General features: G+C 65.2%; 2 protein-coding genes. Both read left to right on the top strand.

Features of this window, described 5'->3' with window-relative positions; all coding sequences use genetic code 11:
• Positions 1-291 precede the first annotated feature (291 nt).
• Positions 292-2472: a phosphate acetyltransferase gene (gene pta / locus QZY48_RS24565; protein ID WP_295436018.1), complete on the top strand. Its 2181-nt coding sequence runs from the start codon at positions 292-294 to the stop codon at positions 2470-2472.
• Between the two features lie 64 nt (positions 2473-2536).
• Positions 2537-2983: a DUF29 domain-containing protein gene (locus tag QZY48_RS24560; RefSeq protein ID WP_295436016.1), complete on the top strand. Its 447-nt coding sequence runs from the start codon at positions 2537-2539 to the stop codon at positions 2981-2983.
• Positions 2984-3081 lie beyond the last annotated feature (98 nt).

Here is a 3081-nt window from a genome sequence, read left to right as displayed (position 1 = left end):
GCTCCGACGGCGTAGGAGCGGCCCCCCGGCCGCGACGGGTTGCCGCACCGGCGCGCGGCCGGCTTATTGATCAAGGCCGACGGCCGGACGCCACGCCCCCGCAACTTGGTGCCCGCTGTACCCCAACCAATGGCGCCGAAACGTCTGTCGTTGCACGGGGCGCCCTGCCGCCGCGGCGTGCCCGGGAAGATTCTTACCCACGTTTTTGTGATGATGTGCGACAATTGCTGCAATGCAGCATAGGGGCCGACCGGCCCCGGGCTGCGACCCAATCTTCGCGGAGGAGCAGTAATGCAAAGTGTCTACATCGCCGGGGCCAGCGCCGGCAGCGGTAAGGCGGCGGTCATCCTGGGCTTCATGGAGATGCTCTATGCGGTCAACCGCCGGGTGGGGTTTTTTCGCCCGATGGTGGCCACGGGGCCGCTGGACGACAACCTGACCTCGCTCATCCGTGATCGCTACGACCTGCCGTTTCCCCCGGAGATGCTCTACGGCTGCACCGCCGCGGTCGCGCGCAAACTGATCGGTGGCGGGCAATACGACGAGTTCCTCAAGCTGATCCTGGACAAGTACAAGCGCCTCGAGGACGAGTGCGACCTGGTGGTGGTCTCCGGGACCGACTTCCGCGGTCTGGTGCCGTCGCTGGAGTTCGACTTCAATGCCGACCTGGCCAACAACCTGGGTTGTGCCCTGGTGGTGGTGGTCAGGGGCTTCGGGCGCCGTCCCCCCGAGGCCGTGCAGGCCCTGCAGATGGCCCACGAGTTCATGCGCCATCGGGGCGGGGACGTGCTGGCCAGCATTATCAATGGGGTCTCGCCCGAGTACCTGGACGAGGTGCGGGAGCGCGCCCTCGCCCTGATGCCCCCGACCGAGAGCGTCTATGTCTTGCCGGAGCAGCCGACGCTGCGGATGTCGACGGTGGGGGAGATCGGCCAGGCCCTGGGGGCCGAGTGCCTGAGCGGGGCGGGCGATTCGCTGAACCAGGTGGTCACCAGCTACCAGGTCGCGGACATGGAGGTGCCGGAGTTTCTGAAGCATTTGGATGACGGTTGCCTGATCATCACGGCGGGGGACCGCTCCGATATCATCCTCGCGAGCCTGGCGGCGGAGGCCTCCTCGTCCTACCCGCGGGTGGCCGGGCTCCTGCTGACCGGCGGCCAGCACCCGGCCCCCAGCGTCCTGCGGCTGCTGGGGGGGCTGGAGCGCACCAAGTTGTCGCTCTTGAGCGTGAAGACGGATACCTTTCAGGCCAGCCTCAACGTCAATCGCATCGAGCCGACCATCCTGCCCGGCGACGGGCGCAAGATCGCCTCCGCCCTGGGTGTCTTCGAGTCCAACGTGGACGTCGATGACCTGCGCGGGCGCATCAGTGTCCGGCATTCGGAGCGCATCACGCCGCTGATGTTCGAGTACCAACTGATCCGCCGCGCCAAGTCCATCCCACGGCGCATCGTGCTGCCGGAGGGGGGCGACGAGCGCGTCCTGCGCGCGGCAGAGATTCTGCAGTTGCGGCGGGTGGCGGACCTGACCCTGCTGGGCAACCCGGAGCGGCTTGCGCGGCGCTGCGCGGAACTCGGCATCAAGCTCGACGGGGTCCGGATCATCGATCCGGCGACCTCCCCTGACCGGGAGCGCTATGCGCGGGTCTATTATGAACTGCGCAAGCACAAGGGCATCTCCGAGCAGATGGCCCATGACGTGCTGGTCGACGTGAGTTATTTCGGCACCCTGATGGTCTACTGTGGGGACGCCGACGGTATGGTCTCGGGTGCGAATCACACCACCCAGCACACCATCCGGCCGGCCTTCGAGACGATCCGCACCACGCCCGGCACCAAGCAGGTCTCCAGCGTCTTCTTCATGTGTATGCCGGACCGGGTGCTGGTCTACGGGGACTGCGCGATCAATCCGAACCCGGACGCGGAGCAGCTCGCGGACATCGCCATCTCCTCGGCCGCTACCGCCGCGGCCTTCGGCGTCGTACCCCTGATTGCCATGCTCTCCTATTCGACCGGCAGTTCCGGTAAGGGCGAGGACGTGGACCGGGTGCGCGAGGCGTTGCGCATCGTGCGCGCGCGCCGGCCGGATCTGCATATCGATGGTCCGATGCAGTACGATGCGGCCGTCGATGCGAGCGTGGCCGCCGCCAAGATGCCGGAGAGCACGGTGGCGGGACACGCGACGGTCTTCATCTTTCCGGACCTGAACACCGGCAACAACATCTATAAGGCGGTCCAGCGCAGTTCCGGGGCCGTGGCCATCGGCCCCATCCTCCAGGGCTTGAAGAAGCCGGTGAATGACTTGAGCCGCGGCTGTACCGTGACCGACATCGTCAACACCGTCGCCATCACCGCCATCCAGGCCCAGATCGAGGCCCAGCCGGACGACCAGCCCGCGGCGAGGCTCCAGGGCCAGGTCGAGTGGATCGGCACGCGGCGCCCGGTGAAGAGCGCGGCGCAGGCCGCCTCCTGAGTCGATCCTGATCGGGATCGCGGCCCCGATCTCCCTGGCCGGATTCCATTTTCTGGAGACAGCGATGACTGCGACAGTGGTTTACGAAGCCGATTTCCATGCTTGGGCCTTGCAGAATGCCCGGCTGCTGCGGGCCGGCAAGCTGACTGAACTCGACGTCGAACATATCGCCGAGGAATTGGAGGGCATGAGTGCGAGTGAGCGTCGGGAGCTGTTGAGTCGGCTGCAAGTGTTGCTCCTGCACCTGCTCAAGCATCAATTTCAACCGGAGCGTCGCGGCAAGAGTTGGTTATTGACGATCAGCCATCAGCGTACCGCGATTGAACGGTTGCTGGAGCAGTCCCCGAGTTTGCGCACGCTCCTGGATGACGACGGTGTGACCAAGGTCTATCGCAAGGCGGTGCATGATGCGGTGATTGAAACGGATCTGGAGCGGCACCTCTTTCCGGTTGCGTGCCCCTATCGTCTTGAAGAGATCCTTGATGAGGAGTGGCTGCCGGCGGCTGAGTAGCGAGTCAACAACAATCGATGCAATCGTTGTCGTTGTCGTTGTCGTTGTCGTTGTCGTTGTCGTAATCGAAATCGCAGAAGCGATGCACTCTGGGGTGC

The sequence above is a fragment of the uncultured Thiodictyon sp. genome (genome assembly GCF_903828115.1).
GTDB lineage: Bacteria > Pseudomonadota > Gammaproteobacteria > Chromatiales > Chromatiaceae > Thiodictyon.
Note: the sequence above shows the minus strand (reverse complement) of the source record. Positions and strands in the feature narration are given on the sequence as shown.